We start from the raw sequence: 15,302 nt of genomic DNA, 5'->3' as shown, positions 1-15,302 counted from the left end.
AGCGACGAGGGGAGACGCCGATGACCGACCGTGAGCGGGGAGCCGCAGGCGCTGCCGGCGCGTCCGGACCGCAGCAGGTGCGGACACCGGGGGAGCGCGCACGTGCGGAACGGGCGAAGGCCCGACCTCTCGTCCAGCTGATCTCCGACCTTCCCCGGCTGATCGTCGAGCTGCTGAAGGCCGAGCTGAACCACCTCAAGGCCGAGTTCGCCGAGAAGGCGAAGTATGCCGGCGTCGGCATAGGGCTCCTCGCCGGGGCCGCCTTCTTCCTGTTCTTCGCGTTCGGGACACTGGTCGCCGCCGCCATCCTCGGCATCGCGGTCGCGCTGCCCGCCTGGGCGGCCGCGCTCATCGTCTTCGGCGCTCTGGTCGTGATCGCCGTGATCCTGGCGCTGGTCGGCATCCGCTCGTTCAAGAAGATGGACGGCGTCGCCCCCTCGCAGACCATCGACAGCATCAAGGAAGACGCGGACGCGCTGAAGGGACTGGGGAAGTATGACAACTGACCGCAGCGACGTCGACCGGGCGCGGGCCGAGCTCGCCGCCACGGTGGAGGCGATCGAGTACAAGCTGAACGTGCCCAAGCGCGCGGCCGAGACGATCGAGCGGCTCCGTCGGGACAACCCGCTGGGCCTCGCCGGTATCGCGGCCGGGGCGGTCGCCGCGACCGCTCTCGCCGTCTGGGGCGTCGTCCGTCTCATCCGACGGTGAGCGCCTCCCCGTTTTTGGCCTTCTCAGGTTTGAGAGGGAGACTGTGGGTATGAGTACCCCGGCTGCCGTTCCGGCAGAGTCGACCACCCCCGACACCCCCACCGACACCCCGACCGGATTCACGCTCTGGGCTGTGCTGCGCCGCGATCCCGCCCGACCGGACGACCTCGACGGCACGGACGTGCCGACCGCCGTCTCCGAGCTCGAAGGCGTGATCGCCGACATGGAGCTCCAGAACGTCACGACGCGCGGACTCTACGATGTCTCCGGCCTCCGGGCCGACGCCGACGTCATGATCTGGCTGCACGGCCCCGAGGCGGAGGCGCTGCAGTGGGGACTCCGCCAGCTGCGTCGCACCCGGCTGCTGAAGGCGCTCCTCCCGACCTGGAACGCCATGGGCGTCCACCGCGACGCCGAGTTCAACAAGGCCCACGTTCCCGGGTTCCTCCGGGGCAAGGGCCCGAAGGAGTGGCTCTGCGTCTACCCGTTCGTGCGCAGCTACGAGTGGTACCTGCTGCCGGACGAGGAGCGATCCAAGATGCTCGCCGAACACGGTCGGAAGGGCGCCGCGTTCCGGTCAGTCCTCGCGAACACGGTCGCCTCGTTCGCCCTCGGCGACTACGAGTGGATCCTGCCGCTCGAGGCCGACGAGCTCACCGACCTCGTCGACATGATGCGCGAGCTCCGCTACACGGAGGCGCGTCGCCACGTGCGCGAAGAGGTCCCGTTCTTCACCGGTCGCCGCATCCAGCCGGCCGAGGTCGTGGAGGTCCTGCAGTGACGGATGCGCAGACCACCCAGCGCGTGCTGGGTGCGACCCCGGCTGCCGCCGCGGGTCCGGAGCACGTCACCGAGCCGACCGCGTACGACGCCATCCTGCTCGCCGGTTTCGGCGGTCCGGAGGGGCAGGACGACGTCATCCCCTTCCTCCGCAACGTCACCCGCGGTCGCGGCATCCCGGAGGAGCGGCTCGAAGAGGTCGCCCACCACTACCGACACTTCGGCGGCGTCAGCCCCATCAACGACCAGAACCGCGAGCTCAAGGCGGCCCTGGAGGCGGAGCTCGCCGAGCGCGGCATCGACCTGCCGGTGCTGTGGGGCAACCGCAACTGGGATCCGTACCTCGCCGACGCCCTCCGCGAGGCCGACGAGCGCGGCTTCACCAAGCTGATCGCGATCGCGACGAGCGCGTACTCCTCGTATTCGAGCTGCCGCCAGTACCGCGAGGACTTCGCGGGCGCGCTGGAGGCCACGGGACTCGAGGGGCGCATCCAGATCGACAAGGTGCGCCAGTTCTTCGACCACCCGGGCTTCGTCGAGCCGTTCATCGAGGGCGTGAAGAACGCCATCGACGAGCTGCAGCAGAAGCTTCCGGGCATCGACCCGGCCACCGAGGTGCGCATCCTCTTCTCGACGCACTCCATCCCGTCGACCGACGCGGCGAAGTCCGGGCCGGCCGAGCGCGGCTTCGGCGAGGGCGGCGCCTACGCGGCCCAGCACCTCGCGGTCGCCGAGGTCGTCTCGCACGCTGCGACCGGCGGCACCGTCGGCTGGGATCTGGTCTACCAGTCCCGCTCGGGACCGCCGTCGATGCCGTGGCTGGAGCCGGACATCAACGACCGCATCGCCGAGCTCCCCGCCCTGGGGATCAAGGGTGTCGTCATCGTTCCGCTCGGTTTCGTCAGCGACCACATGGAGGTCCTCTGGGACCTCGACAACGAGGCGATGGAGACCAGCGACGAGAACGGCCTGGTCGCCGTCCGCGTCCCGACCCCCGGCACCCATGCGGCGTACGTGAAGGGCCTGGTCGACCTGGTCTTGGAGCGCCGCGACGCCGTCCCCGTCGACCAGCGCCCGGCGATGACATCGCTCGGCCCCTGGTATGACGTGTGCCGCCCCGGCTGCTGCGAGAACGTCCGGCTCGGGTTCAAGCCCGCCGCTGCGGGGCTCGCGCCGTGAGCGGGACCGTGACGAGGGTCGACGGCGCCGCCGAGCGCCGCGAGGGCGTGCTGCGCATCGGCACCCGCGGCAGCGCGCTGGCGGTCGCACAGACGACGGCCGTCGCCGAGTCCATCGCGCGCGCGACCGGGCTGGATGTCGAACTCGTCACGGTGACCACCCACGGCGACACATCGCGAGAGTCTCTGGCTCAGCTCGGCGGCACGGGCGTGTTCGCGACCGCCCTGCGCGACGCCCTGCGCGCCGGCGAAGTCGACCTCGTCGTGCACTCGCTCAAGGACCTCCCGACTGCGCCCGCTCCCGGGCTCGTCATCGGCGCCGTCCCCAAGCGCGCCGATGCCCGCGACACCCTCGCCGCGCGTGACGGTCTGACGCTCGAGACCCTCCCCGAGGGTGCCCGCGTCGGAACCGGATCGCCTCGCCGCGTCGCCCAGCTGAAGTCGCAGCGTCCCGACCTCGACGTCGTCGACCTGCGCGGCAACGTCGACACGCGTCTCCGCATGGTGACCGACGGCGAGCTGGATGCGGTGGTGCTCGCCGCGGCGGGCCTCAGCCGTCTCGGCCGCCTCGACGCCGTGACCGACTACTTCCCGCTGTCGCTCGTCCCGACCGCTCCGGGCCAGGGCGCGCTCGCGCTCGAGGTCCGTGCCGGAGATGAGAAGGGCCGCGGGCCGATCGCCCGGGCGCTCTCAGCGGTCGACCATGTCACCACCCACGCGTCGGTGACCGCCGAGCGCCACGTGCTCGCCGGTCTCGAGGCGGGATGCGCCGCTCCCATCGGTGCCACCGCCCTCGTCGACGACGGCCTGCTCTTCCTCACGGCGACCGTGTACCGACCCGACGGCACGGAGAAGCTCACCGCATCCCACGCCGCCACCCCCGACTCCCTCAGCGCCGCTCACCTCGACGAGGCCGCACAGGATGTCGGCGCCCGCGTGGTCGCCGAGCTGCTGGAGGCCGGCGCCGCGTCGCTTGCTCCACTCGGGAGCGATCGATGACGAACACCGCTCCGATTCCGAAGCCGCTCGCCGGCTGGCGCGTGCTCGTGCCGCGCGGCGGTCCGTGGGGCGACTCCGTCGCTGCCGACCTGCGGGCGAAGGGCGCATCACCGGTCGTCGCCGCGATGATCAACTTCGCGCCGACCGCAGACGCGTCGGCGCTCGAGGCCGCCCTCGCCCGGCTGGCGAACGGCGAGTTCGACTGGATGACGGTCACGAGCGCAACGACAGTGGATGTGCTCAGCGCCCAGCGCGCCGTCGTCCCGCCCACGACACGGGTCGCCGCGGTGGGCGAGACGACCGCCGCCGCACTCGCCGCCGCCGGCTATCACGTCGACCTGGTGCCCTCCGAGGACAACTCAGCCCGCGGCCTGCTCGCGGAATGGGAGGCGGCCACCCAGGGCGCCTTCCCCTTGCGCGTCCTCACCCTCCGCTCGGAGATCGCGAAGCCCCTCCTGACCGAGGGGCTGCGTCGCATCGGGCACGATGTCGAGTCGGTCGTCGCCTACCGGACCGTCGGCGTGCCGGTGCCCGAGAAGGTCATCACCGACGTGCGCGACGGGCTCGTGCAGGCGATCCTGGTCACCAGCGGCTCGGTCGCCGAGCAGGTGCAGAAGCAGCTCGGCCCCGTCCCGGAGTCGACGCTGATCGCGGCCATCGGTCCGCAGACGGCGCGCGACGCCCGTTCGTTCGGCCTCCGGGTCGATGTCATCGCGGCCGAGCGCACCGCCGCATCCCTCATCGACGCGGTCGTGCAGGTCGCGCAGGCGCGCGCCGCGGAGGACGACTGACGCCTCGAAGCGTCATGGTCGGGCAGGTCGCCACGTCTATCTGACTGACGGGTCTTCGAGCCGTCCGGTCGAACTCCCGGGTTCTCCGAATGGGAATGCGGAGGTGGCGCGTGCGTGTGGTTCGGGTTGGTGGGGGCGTCCTGCTGGGTGTCGCCCTGGTGGCGGGGCTCATGGGCTGCGGACCGCTGCGTGATCGTCTGAGGACTCCGGACCCTCCGGTCAAGGAATTGCAACGGGAGTCCGCGCTCTACTACCGGGATGAGTACCAACCGAATGTCGAGAAGGTTCGATTCACGCGGGATGGTGATCGGCCAGGTTTCGGCGCGTCGTGGTGCACCAACGCGATCGCAACGGTCGCGGGCTCTGATTACCACGTGATCATCGGGCCGGAAACGGGTCCGGCGTTCGTAGGTGGAGATGGCGCGCCGCCCGAGGCGCCTGCTCCCCCTCCGGACCTCTCCTTGACGATTGTCTACAGTGATGGGACGTCGGAGGTGATCGAGTGACGACCGCCCTCGACCCGATCGCTCTTTTCTGATTTGGTGCGTCACGTTCGATAGAGCCTTGCGTCTTCTCAAGTGACGGACCATTTCGTCCGGTCGTGGACTCGAGTGCCTCGGCCGATGTTCAGGGAGCGGGGTTCGCATGCGAGTGGCTCGGGCAGTGAGTTCTGTGATGCTGTGGGTCGCTCTGCTGGCGAGCTTGACAGCCTGTTCGTTGATAGGAAGTCGTGTTATGAGTTCAGATCCGCCGGCGAAAGAGCAGCAGCGGGAGGCCGCGCTCTATTACCGGGATGAGTACCAACCCAATGTTGAGAAGGTCCGGTTCACACAGGAGGGCGATCGGCCGGGTTTCGGGGCATCGTGGCGCGCGAACGCGATTGCAACAGTCGCTGGAATTGAGTACCACGTGATCATCGGGCCAGAGACGGGTCCAGCGTTCGTGGGTGATGAGGGCATGCCGCCCGCTGCGCCGCCTCAGTCCGCGCATTTGCCCTTGACGGTTGTTTACAGTGATGGAACGTCGGAGGTGATCGAGTGACGACCGCCGAAGAATACATGGACCTTGCGAGCGAGGCCTATGATGTGGACCGCCTCCGGCGAGACCCACCGCTGTCTAAGCACAAGCAGTTCACTACCGGTAGTGGTGATCACCAACGGGTGTATGAGGTGATCGACACCGCGACCAACGCGGCCAACGGCTTCCAGGCGATGGCCGTCGCACCGGTGGTGAACGGCAAGCCCGACATGTCCCACATCGTCGTATCGTATGCGGGAACCAACCCGGATCACCGAGCCGACCTCTTGGAGGACATCGAGACGGTTGTCGGGGGCACGCAGGGTCCGATGAGTCAGGTGCGCGATGCGCAGCTCTTCGCCCAACGGGTAAGGGAGAACCATCCTGACTCATCCATCGAGGCCACGGGGCATTCGCTAGGGGGGTTCCTCGCTCTCCTGATCGCGGCGGAGAACGACTGGGATGCGACAACGTTCAATGGGCCCGATCCGTGGGACTGGTTGACACCCGAGGAGAAGAAGCGCGTGCAGGCCGACGCTCGGGCCGGGAGCAAGCGCCTGCACAACTATGTGAACGTGTGGGACGTGGTGGGCAACATCTACGGGAATCGGACCGGTGCTGCTGACTTCGTGGCCGACAAGCGGGGCCGTCCGACTCCCGACTATCACAACATTTCGAAGCGTGAGGCGTTTGCGGTCAACCCCGACGGCACCATCACAGGCGCCGGTGCCAAGGGTCATCGCCTCGAGGACATCTTCGCGAACGCGGTCGACACGCTCCTCCCGGGAGCGGCCGCTGCTCTCTCCCCTGCACTGATGGCTCTAGCAGGCATCGCGCGGAACCCTGCGGCGATGAAATCCTTAGCCAAGAACGCGTCCGGTGCGATGGTGATGGTCAACACGGTCTCCGCTCTCGGCCTCGCGGCGAGCATCGGTGGTGCCGCGACCGCGCTGACGGAGATCAAGCTCGCCAACAGCCGGATCGTTCCGCGCATGGAGGAGGGGCTGCTGGCTGCCAAGAACGCCGCGACGGGCCTCCCGTGCATCACGGCTTATGACATCGAGAACTGCATCGATACCAATCGGCTGCACGTCCACCAGAACGTCGACCAGGAAGCCGTGCGGGAGGTGGATCGCCTGGTCGACCGCCACATCGAACGGGTGGACCAGCTCAGTCAGGGAATCTCGCGATCCGTGCGCAACACGCTTGAGCAGGATGCGCGGTGGGCTCTCAACTTCGGACTCGCCGGCTAGGAGGACGGCTGATCATGGATTCGGCAGATTTCGTGCAGGAACTCTTCGATGGCCTCAACCGCGAGATCCAGACGGGTGTCACTGAGGTCCTGGACTGGATCGAGGACCAGGCTCACAGTCTGGCGGTGAACTTGCTCAACAGTGTGATCCCGCCCCTCGTTCACGCCAGCAATGCCGCTGTGAAGATCAGCGAGTCCGCGATCGTGATGTCAGCGAGCGCGGGCGTCGGATTCACCCTCGGGACGGCGGACGTCAACAACAGCGTCCTAGCCGGTGCGGTTGCCGACACCGTCACACGGGGAATCGGCGAGCTGACGAGAGAAAGCGACTACGCGCAAGGGGTGAACAGCATCGCATGGTGACTCATCGATCGCTCCACGAGTTGGAAGACGAGCAAGAGCAGCAGCGCAGAATCGCGCGAAAGCGGATCGAGCAGGCTGAGGAATACATCGGCCACTACCGATCCCGTGTCGATCAGGTACGGGAGAGCTTCTACTACTTCGGCGTACATACAGGTGTCGCGGACGACTCCGGCTTTCGCGAGGCGCTCCAGCATGCGTCGGACATCGCGCACGAGAACGTGGTCTCCGCAGGCCGCAAGGTCGGCGAATTGGAGGAAGAGTACGACGCGATGGTTCGTGAGCAGTCCGAAGTCCGCGAACGCTTCATCGCCGTTCGCGACGGGTTGGACTGAGGAGCGTTCGGAAGACCCACAGTGACGCGGGCGTAGGCTGATGTGAGTGAGTGAACTGCATCCCGTCATCCGGCCCCGACGGCTGCGGCAGTCCCCGGCGATGCGCCGGCTGACCGCCGAGACCCGCCTCCACCCCGCCGAGCTGATCCTCCCGCTCTTCGTCCGAGAGGGCGCCACCGAGGCCGTTCCGATCGCCTCGATGCCCGGTGTCTCCCAGCACGGCCTCGATTCGCTGAAGCGCGTCGCGAACGAGGCTGCTGAGGCCGGCGTCGGCGGTCTGATGCTGTTCGGCGTCCCGGAGGAGCGCGACGCCATCGGCTCCGGAGCGACCGATCCCGACGGCATCCTCAACGTCGCGACGCGGGTGCTCGCCGACGAGGTGGGCGACGCGCTCGTGGTCCAGACCGACCTGTGCCTCGACGAGTTCACCGACCACGGCCACTGCGGGGTTCTGGATGCGCGCGGTCACGTCGACAACGACGCCACCCTCCTCCGCTACCGCGACATGGCGGTCGCGCAGGCGGAGGCCGGCTCGCAGCTCCTCGGCCTCAGCGGGATGATGGACGGCCAGGTCGCCGCCGTCCGCGAGGCCCTCGATGAGACCGGGCACACGGATGTCGTCATCCTGGCCTACGCGGCCAAGTACGCCTCCGGCTTCTACGGACCCTTCCGCGAGGCCGTCGACTCGCAGCTCTCCGGCGACCGCCGCGCCTACCAGCAGGACCCGGCGAACCGCCGCGAGGGCCTGCGCGAGGCGCGTCTCGACCTGGAGGAGGGCGCCGACATCCTCATGGTGAAGCCGGCGCTCAGCTACCTCGACGTTCTCAGCGATGTCGCCGCGATCAGCGATGTCCCGGTCTGGGCGTACCAGGTGTCGGGGGAGTACGCGATGGTGGAGGCCGCGGCGGCCAACGGCTGGATCGACCGCGACCGGATCATCGAGGAGACGCTGATCGGCGCACGCCGCGCCGGCGCCGACGCGATCATGACCTACTGGGCGACGGAGGTGGCCGGGTGGCTGCGATGAACGACGAGAACGAACAGCAGTTCGAGCGGGCGCAGCGCGTCATCCCGGGCGGTGTGAACTCGCCGGTGCGCGCGTTCCGCTCGGTCGGCGGAACCCCGCGCTTCCTGGTGTCGGCTTCCGGCCCGTACGTCACCGACGCGGACGGCCGCGAGTACGTCGACCTGGTCGCGTCGTGGGGTCCGGCGATCCTCGGCCACGCGCATCCCGCCGTCGTGGATGCGGTGCAGCAGGCGGCAGCGCGCGGCCTGTCCTTCGGGGCGTCGACTCCCGCCGAGACCGAGCTCGCCGAGGCCGTGATCGCCCGTGTCCCGTTCATCGAGAAGCTGCGGCTCGTCTCCACCGGTACCGAGGCGACGATGAGCGCCATCCGCCTCGCGCGCGGATTCACCGGCCGGCCGCTGCTGATCAAGTTCGCCGGACACTATCACGGCCACTCGGACAGCCTTCTGGCCGAGGCCGGCTCGGGTCTCGCGACCCTCGCGCTCCCCGGCTCTGCCGGCGTGACCGAGGCGACGGCAGCCCAGACGATCGTGCTCCCGTACAACGATCTGGATGCGGTGCGCGCGGTCTTCGAGGCGCAAGGCCCCGACATCGCCGCCGTCATCACCGAGGCCGCCGCCGCCAACATGGGCGTCGTCCCGCCGGATGCCGGCTTCAACGCCGCACTGACCGACCTCGCGCACGAGTTCGGCGCCTTGCTCATCCTCGACGAGGTGCTGACCGGTTTCCGCGTCAGCGACGCCGGCTTCTGGGGACTCGACCGCGGCTACACGCCCGACCTGGTGACCTTCGGGAAGGTCATCGGCGGCGGGATGCCGCTGGCGGCCCTCGGCGGACGCGCCGAGCTCATGGACTTCCTCGCGCCGGCCGGTCCGGTGTACCAGGCGGGAACGCTCTCCGGGAACCCGGTCGCGGTCGCCGCCGGTCTCGCCACGCTGGCGAACGCTGACGAGGCCGTCTACGACCGCCTCGACACGGTCGCGGAGACAGTGTCGTCGGAGGTCTCGGATGCGCTCTCGGCCGCCGGAGTCGCCCACCGGGTGCAGCACGCGGGCAACCTGTTCAGCGTCGTCTTCGGCGACTTCGACCGGGCTCCGCGGACGTACGCCGAGGTGCAGCGGCAGGAGGCATACCGCTACCGTGCGTTCTTCCACGCGATGCTCGACCAGGGCGTCTCGCTGCCGCCGAGCGTCTTCGAGGCGTGGTTCGTCACCGCCGCGCACGACGCGGCAGCTGCCGACCGCATCCTGAACGCCCTCCCCGCCGCCGCCCGCGCAGCGGCCGCCGCCACCCCCACCCCCACCACCTGACCCGCCCCTGCACCTCTGCGATCCCCTTCGCCGAGGTGCACCTTGTTGCGCATCCCCACGGCGTGTCGACCGCAACAACGTGCACCTCGACGCCAGAGGAATACCCGGGAAGAGGGGTCAGGCGTCGGGGGCGGCGGGTTCGCGCGAGAGGGATTCCACGTATGTGTACGTGGCGGATGCGGGCCAACCGTCCGCATCCAGCAGCGCGTAGACGTCGAAGTTGAGCGTCCCGCCTCCGCCGGCCGCGCGTCGAAGCGTGCGCGGAGGGGCGTCCGACGCGGAGCGGACGGTCACCGTCTGCGGTTCCGCGCCCGAACGCAGAAGGCGGGCGCGGAAGGTGGTGGTCCGGGTCATCCCACCACTCTCCCACGCCCGCCCGGAGGACGGGACCGGAGTCCCTAGGCTTGGCCGTGCGACGCCCTCGAGCGCCGCGACAGCGAGTCGATGATCACGGCGAGCAGCAGCACGGCGCCCGTGATCATGAAGCGGTACGACGAGTCCAGGTTGAGGAGCGTCAGACCGTTCGAGATCGACTGGATGACCAGGATGCCGAGCAGCGCCGACCACGCCGAACCGCGTCCACCGAACAGGCTCGTTCCGCCGATCACCGCCGCCGCGATCGCGTTCAGGTTGGTATCGGTTCCACCAGAGCCCGCTCCCACCGACGCCAGGCGGGCGGCGGCGAGCAGGCCGCCGACGGCCGCGAAGGTCGAACACAGGATGAACACGCTGATGAAGACGCGGTTGACGCGGATACCGGCTCGACGGGCCGCCTCCACCGAGCCGCCGACCGCGAAGACCGAGCGGCCCCAGCGGGTGCGGGTGAGGAGGAAGTTCATCACGATCACGAGCACGACGAAGAACAGGAACATCGCTCCCGTGCCGCGGTCGGTGGACAGGTACCAGACGCTGATGCACAGTCCGACGAGCAGCAGCGCGGCCTTGATGGCGACCACCGCCATCGATCCCTCAGAGAGCCCGGCGTTGCGGCGGCGGACGTTGCGCCGGAAGTCGGAGAAGAACATCCCGCCCGCCGCGATCACCGCCAGCGCGTACGCCGCCCACGGCGGGAGGAACCACTGCTGCGCGAACTTCACGATCCACGAGTCGTAGGGGATGTTGATCGAGCTGTTCGCGCCGAGGATCCACAGCTGGAGGCCGAGGAAGCCGAGCAGACCGGCCAGCGTGATCACGAAGCTCGGGACGCCGAAGCGGGTGAACAGGAAGCCGTAGAGCAGCCCGATCGCCGAACCGGCGAGGATGGCGACGATCACCGTGAGCCACAGCGGCCAGTGCAGCTGGGTGAAGCCGACCCCGAGGATGGCCGCGGCGACACCGCTCACCGACCCGACCGACAGGTCGATCTGGCCGAGCAGCAGCACCAGCACGATGCCGATCGAGATCGTGCCGATCGCGGCGCACTGCAGCGTCAGGTTGACCAGGTTGTTCGCGCTGAGGAAGTTTGGGTTGAGGATCTGGAACACGACCCAGATCACGACGAGTCCGATGACGACCGGCAGCGATCCGAGGTCGCCGCCGCGCACCCGGCGTCCGAAGGCGCGGACCGCTCCGCCGAGCCCCTCGTCGCGGATGATCCGCTCGTCCTGGAGGTCCGCCGCCAGCTCGGCCGGCGTCTCTGGTGCCTTTGTCATGCTTCCGGGCTCCGTTCGGTGGATTCTTCGGCCTCCATGAGCCGCTCGGCGCGACGCACCACGACGTTGTCGGTCGCGCCGGTGATGGCGGAGATGATCTCCTCGTAGCTGACCTCCGGCACGCGGAAGTCGCCGTTGTTGCGGCCGAGACGCAGCACCGCGACGCGGTCGGCGACGGCCTGCACGTCGGCCATGTTGTGGCTGATCAGGATGACGCCGAGTCCGCGCTCGCGCAGCCGCTCGATGAGGTTGAGCACTTCGGCGGTCTGCGCGACGCCCAGGGCGGCGGTCGGCTCGTCGAGGATGACGACGCGGGGGTCGCCGATCAGCGACCGGGCGATCGCGACGGTCTGCCGCTGTCCGCCGGAGAGCGACGCGACGGCGATGCGGACCGAGGGGATGCGGGCCGACAGCTGCCGGAGCAGGCTCCACGACCGCTTCTCCATCTCCTCCTCGTCGAGCGTTCCCTTGCTGATCTCGCGGCCCAGGAAGAGGTTGGAGACCACGTCGAGGTTGTCGCACAGGGCGAGGTCCTGGAAGACGGTGGCGATGCCGAGCTGCCGGGAGGCGGCGGGCGAGGGGATGTTCACCTCCTGGCCGTCGAACTCGATCGTCCCCGCATCCTGCGGGTGGACGCCGGCGAGGATCTTGACGAGCGTCGACTTGCCGGCGCCGTTGTCGCCGACCAGGGCGACGACCTCCCCAGGGTAGACGTCGAGGTGGATGTCGGTGAGCGCTTGGACGGCGCCGAACCCTTTCGAGACCCCCCGCAGGGAGAGGACGGGACGGCGGGAGGACCGCTCCTCGTCCACGATCGCGGATTCCATGGTCACGGCGTTCTCCTTCGAGCTGTGCGCTGCATGCTTCCTGTTCTCAGGGTAGAGCGGAACCCGGCCCGGGGCGCCTCCCCGTTGTTGCGGGGGAGGCGCTGTCCGGGCCGGGCATCCGTTGATCGGTTACTTGATGCCGTACTTGTCGCACGCGGCCTTGTAGTCGGCGGTGCAGATCTTGGCTGCCGAGTCGGAGCCGTAGAACTCGTCCTTGACGACCGTGCTCTCGATGTTGTCCGTCGTCACCGACACCGGGGTCAGCAGGAAGGACTGGATCGCTGCGCCGCCCGCGGTGTCGACCGTGGTGTCGCCCTTGGGCTTGTCACCCTTGGTGAGACCGACCGCGAGCTCCGCGGCCTTCTCCGCCTCCGGCTTGATGGCCTTGTACACAGTCATGTACTGGTCGCCGGCGAGGATGCGCTGGATGCCCGCGAGTTCCGCGTCCTGTCCGGTGACGGGCGGGAACGGGCTCAGGTTGGCCGCCTTCATGGCCGCGATGGCGCCACCGCCGGTGCCGTCATTCGCCGCGTAGACGCCCTTGATCTGGTCCTTGAACTGCGAGACCTGGCCGGACACCCAGTCCTGGGCCTTCGCGGGGTCCCATCCTGGTGTGTCGTACTCGGCGAGCACCTTGTAGCCGCTGGAGTCGATGACGCTGTGCGCGCCCTTCTTGAAGAGGGTCGCGTTGTTGTCGGTCGGGGATCCGTTGACCATGAGGATGCCGCTGCCCGAGGGCACGCCGTCCTTCTTGAGCTTGTCGACGAGGGCCTGACCCTGCAGCTGGCCGACCTTCTCGTTGTCGAACGAGATGTAGTAGTCGCTGTCGGGGCTGTTGATCAGGCGGTCGTAGGAGATGACCGGAACGTTCTTGGCTTTGGCCTCACCCACGATGGATGCGGCGGCCTCGCCGTCGAACGGGTCGAGCACGAGCACCTTGACGCCCTGGGTGAGCATCGACTCCGCCTGCTGCTGCTGCTTGCTGGCGTCTCCGTCGGCGTTCGCGTAGAGGACCTTGCAGCCGGAGCAGAGCTCCTTGACCTTCGCCTCGAAGAAGGGCTTGTCGGCCGCCTCGTAACGGGCGGTGACCGAGTCCGGGAGGAGGAGGCCGATCTGGGCGTTGGCGGCGTCGCCGGTGCTGCCTCCGCCGGACCCGTTTCCGGATCCGTTCGAACACGCTGTGAGGGTGACGGCTGTGAGCAGGATCGCGGCCGACGCGATGACCGCTCTCTTGGTGGCGATCTTCATTGAAAAACCTCCGATTCGGCACCGCCTTCGTTGGCGGCTGCGTTGAGTGTGCCAGTCGGGGAGTTTGGCGTCAAGAGTTGAAGACAATGGTTTCGATAACGGTTCCCACCGTCTTCGGGGGACATCCGGTCCGGAGGGTCAGAACGAGACGCCGTCCGGCGAGATCGAGACGCAGTCGACGGCGTAGGCCACGGCCCCGAGCGCGGCGGCGCGCATCCCGAGCTGGGCCTGGACGATGTCCGGCATGAGGTCCGGGTTGACGATGATCGAGCGCTCGACGGCATGCCGCATCGGGCCGAGCAGCAGCTCGCCCGCGCGGGACAGCTCGCCGCCCACGATCACGCGCTCCGGATCGATCAGGTTGCAGAGGTTCGCCGTCGCCACGCCGATGTGGCGGCCCGCGTCGCCGATCGCGCGGATGCAGCGCGCGTCCCCGGCCATCGCCTGCAGGACGACGTCGCCGAGCTTGAGGCTGCCGAGGTGGTCGCGCAGCTCGTCCAGGATGGCGGGTCCACCGGCCAGAGCCTCCAGGCAGCCGCGGTTGCCGCAGCGGCAGAGCGGTCCGTTCTCGCGGATCGTCGTGTGGCCGAATTCGCCGGCGACGCCGTGGTTTCCGCGGAACAGCTGGCCGTTGAGCAGCAGGCCGGCGCCGATCCCGTCGCCGACGTCGATCGTGATGGTGTTGCGCTTGCCGCGTCCTGCGCCGAAACGCGATTCACCGAGAGCCGCGAGGTTGGCGGCGTTGTCCACGAACACCGGGCGCTTGATCCGGCGTTCCATCGACTCGGCGATCACGACGCCGTCCCAGCCGCGCATGATGCCGCTGCGGGCGATCGTCCCGGTCGCCCGGTCGATCGGAGCGGGGACCGCGATCCCGACGGCGAGCAGGTCGTCGCGGGACGCGTCCACCGATTCGAGCATGTCGTTCAGGAGCAGCGAGACCTTGTCGAGCTCGTTGTCGGCGCGGTGGTCACGGGCGAGCGGCATGTGGTTCTCGGCGACGACGGTGTGGGCGACGTCCGCCAGCGCGACGCGCAGGTGCCTGGTCGAGAAGTGCACGCCGACGACGAGGCCGAGCGCGTGCGCCAGCGTGACGTGCTGGGCGCGGCGGCCCGAACGGATGCTCTGCGTCGTATGCAGGACGCCGGAGGTCGAGAGCTCCTTGACGATGTTCGAGACGGTCGCCGGGGAGAGCCCTGTCGCCCCCGCCAGCTCGACCTGCGTGAGGCCTCCGTGCTTCTTGATGGCGTCGACGATGCGGGCTCGGTTGGCTTCACGAAGTGAAGTCTGCGAACCCGGAGTTCGTCGCTGCGTTGCCACGACGAGAAGGATACATGGCCGGGGAAGGGGGTCGATCAAAAGTGAAAGTAATGGCTTTGTGAGATTCCTATGACCATCTGGGCGGCCCGGCTTGGCAGGATAGAGCTATGGCCGACCTGCACGTTCACCCCGACCGCTTGGAGATCCACCTCACGCGGGCCGAGAAGGTGCTGGCCATGAAGCGGGAGGATCTGGTGGTGCCGCGGGACAGCATCCGCTCGGTCGCCATCACGGAGGACCCGTGGATCTGGATCCGCGGCATCCGCGCGCCGGGCGCCGCCGTCCCGCTGACGCTGTCGATCGGGACGTGGAAGTTTCACGGCGGCAAAGACTTCCTTCTCATCAAGGGCAAGCAGCGTGCAGCCGTCGTGATCGACCTCGACGGCGAGGAGTACTCGCGCATCATCGTGTCGACCCCGCACGCGGCCCGACTGGTGGAGGCGCTGCGCGTCGATGGCAGCGAGCTGGCCGCCGACGGCGGCATCATCGACTGAC

18 protein-coding genes are annotated in these 15,302 nt (G+C 68.7%); 13 read left to right on the top strand and 5 right to left on the bottom strand.

The window, feature by feature from the left end; all coding sequences use genetic code 11:
- Window positions 1-20: 20 nt before the first annotated feature.
- The 12 genes from BLR91_RS17355 to hemL all read left to right on the top strand — a co-directional run bounded on the left by BLR91_RS17355 (window position 21) and on the right by hemL (window position 9,760).
- A complete protein-coding gene (locus BLR91_RS17355) occupies window positions 21-506 on the top strand; it encodes a phage holin family protein (RefSeq protein ID WP_018189164.1) in 486 nt (161 codons plus the stop codon).
- A complete protein-coding gene (locus BLR91_RS17350; protein WP_018189165.1) occupies window positions 496-711 on the top strand; it encodes a DUF3618 domain-containing protein in 216 nt (71 codons plus the stop codon). Before BLR91_RS17355 ends, BLR91_RS17350 begins: the two co-directional genes overlap by 11 nt.
- Before the next feature lie 49 nt (window positions 712-760).
- The gene (hemQ, locus tag BLR91_RS17345; RefSeq protein WP_018189166.1) at window positions 761-1,492 is read left to right on the top strand and encodes a hydrogen peroxide-dependent heme synthase; all 732 of its coding nucleotides are present in this window, start codon (window positions 761-763) and stop codon (window positions 1,490-1,492) included.
- Window positions 1,489-2,670, top strand: coding sequence for a ferrochelatase (locus tag BLR91_RS17340; protein ID WP_089879659.1), 1,182 nt, complete (start codon window positions 1,489-1,491; stop codon window positions 2,668-2,670). Before hemQ ends, BLR91_RS17340 begins: the two co-directional genes overlap by 4 nt.
- Complete coding sequence (gene hemC / locus BLR91_RS17335) at window positions 2,667-3,668, top strand: hydroxymethylbilane synthase (RefSeq protein WP_018189168.1); 1,002 nt, start codon at window positions 2,667-2,669, stop codon at window positions 3,666-3,668. Before BLR91_RS17340 ends, hemC begins: the two co-directional genes overlap by 4 nt.
- Window positions 3,665-4,459 carry a uroporphyrinogen-III synthase gene (locus BLR91_RS17330; RefSeq protein ID WP_089879662.1) on the top strand — a complete coding sequence of 265 codons (795 nt, stop codon included), beginning with the start codon at window positions 3,665-3,667 and terminating at the stop codon, window positions 4,457-4,459. The genes hemC and BLR91_RS17330 overlap by 4 nt, the downstream gene beginning before the upstream one ends.
- Before the next feature lie 735 nt (window positions 4,460-5,194).
- The gene (locus BLR91_RS20060) at window positions 5,195-5,500 is read left to right on the top strand and encodes a hypothetical protein (RefSeq protein ID WP_089921689.1); all 306 of its coding nucleotides are present in this window, start codon (window positions 5,195-5,197) and stop codon (window positions 5,498-5,500) included.
- Window positions 5,497-6,729 (top strand): hypothetical protein, encoded by a 1,233-nt coding sequence (locus BLR91_RS17325; protein WP_157694613.1) that lies wholly within the window; start codon window positions 5,497-5,499, stop codon window positions 6,727-6,729. Before BLR91_RS20060 ends, BLR91_RS17325 begins: the two co-directional genes overlap by 4 nt.
- Window positions 6,730-6,743: 14 nt before the next feature.
- Complete coding sequence (locus tag BLR91_RS17320) at window positions 6,744-7,091, top strand: hypothetical protein (RefSeq protein ID WP_089879668.1); 348 nt, start codon at window positions 6,744-6,746, stop codon at window positions 7,089-7,091.
- On the top strand, window positions 7,085-7,423 hold the full coding sequence (locus BLR91_RS17315; protein WP_020076079.1) for a hypothetical protein: 339 nt from the start codon (window positions 7,085-7,087) through the stop codon (window positions 7,421-7,423). The genes BLR91_RS17320 and BLR91_RS17315 overlap by 7 nt, the downstream gene beginning before the upstream one ends.
- A gap of 100 nt (window positions 7,424-7,523) precedes the next feature.
- Window positions 7,524-8,450: a porphobilinogen synthase gene (gene hemB, locus BLR91_RS17310; RefSeq protein ID WP_231919008.1), complete on the top strand. Its 927-nt coding sequence runs from the start codon at window positions 7,524-7,526 to the stop codon at window positions 8,448-8,450.
- A complete protein-coding gene (gene hemL, locus BLR91_RS17305) occupies window positions 8,438-9,760 on the top strand; it encodes a glutamate-1-semialdehyde 2,1-aminomutase (protein ID WP_442911253.1) in 1,323 nt (440 codons plus the stop codon). Before hemB ends, hemL begins: the two co-directional genes overlap by 13 nt.
- A gap of 117 nt (window positions 9,761-9,877) precedes the next feature.
- On the opposite strand, the gene BLR91_RS17300 is transcribed toward hemL, so the two are convergent.
- The 5 genes from BLR91_RS17300 to BLR91_RS17280 all read right to left on the bottom strand — a co-directional run bounded on the left by BLR91_RS17300 (window position 9,878) and on the right by BLR91_RS17280 (window position 14,807).
- Window positions 9,878-10,114: a hypothetical protein gene (locus BLR91_RS17300; RefSeq protein WP_018189172.1), complete on the bottom strand. Its 237-nt coding sequence runs from the start codon at window positions 10,112-10,114 to the stop codon at window positions 9,878-9,880.
- A 44-nt stretch (window positions 10,115-10,158) separates the two neighbouring features.
- A complete protein-coding gene (locus BLR91_RS17295) occupies window positions 10,159-11,412 on the bottom strand; it encodes a sugar ABC transporter permease (protein ID WP_018189173.1) in 1,254 nt (417 codons plus the stop codon).
- Window positions 11,409-12,239, bottom strand: coding sequence for an ATP-binding cassette domain-containing protein (locus BLR91_RS17290; RefSeq protein WP_018189174.1), 831 nt, complete (start codon window positions 12,237-12,239; stop codon window positions 11,409-11,411). Before BLR91_RS17290 ends, BLR91_RS17295 begins: the two co-directional genes overlap by 4 nt.
- Window positions 12,240-12,368: 129 nt before the next feature.
- Window positions 12,369-13,487 (bottom strand): ABC transporter substrate-binding protein, encoded by a 1,119-nt coding sequence (locus BLR91_RS17285; RefSeq protein ID WP_018189175.1) that lies wholly within the window; start codon window positions 13,485-13,487, stop codon window positions 12,369-12,371.
- Between the two features lie 138 nt (window positions 13,488-13,625).
- Window positions 13,626-14,807 (bottom strand): ROK family transcriptional regulator, encoded by a 1,182-nt coding sequence (locus BLR91_RS17280; RefSeq protein WP_020076075.1) that lies wholly within the window; start codon window positions 14,805-14,807, stop codon window positions 13,626-13,628.
- Between the two features lie 107 nt (window positions 14,808-14,914).
- On the opposite strand from BLR91_RS17280, the gene BLR91_RS17275 reads away from it, so the two are divergent.
- Window positions 14,915-15,301: a hypothetical protein gene (locus BLR91_RS17275; protein ID WP_089879675.1), complete on the top strand. Its 387-nt coding sequence runs from the start codon at window positions 14,915-14,917 to the stop codon at window positions 15,299-15,301.
- Window position 15,302: the final 1 nt, after the last annotated feature.

This window comes from Leifsonia sp. 466MF (genome assembly GCF_900100265.1).
In the GTDB taxonomy this organism is placed as follows: domain Bacteria; phylum Actinomycetota; class Actinomycetes; order Actinomycetales; family Microbacteriaceae; genus Leifsonia.
The sequence above is the reverse complement of the archived record's forward strand: the minus strand, read 5'-3'. Positions and strand labels throughout refer to the sequence as shown.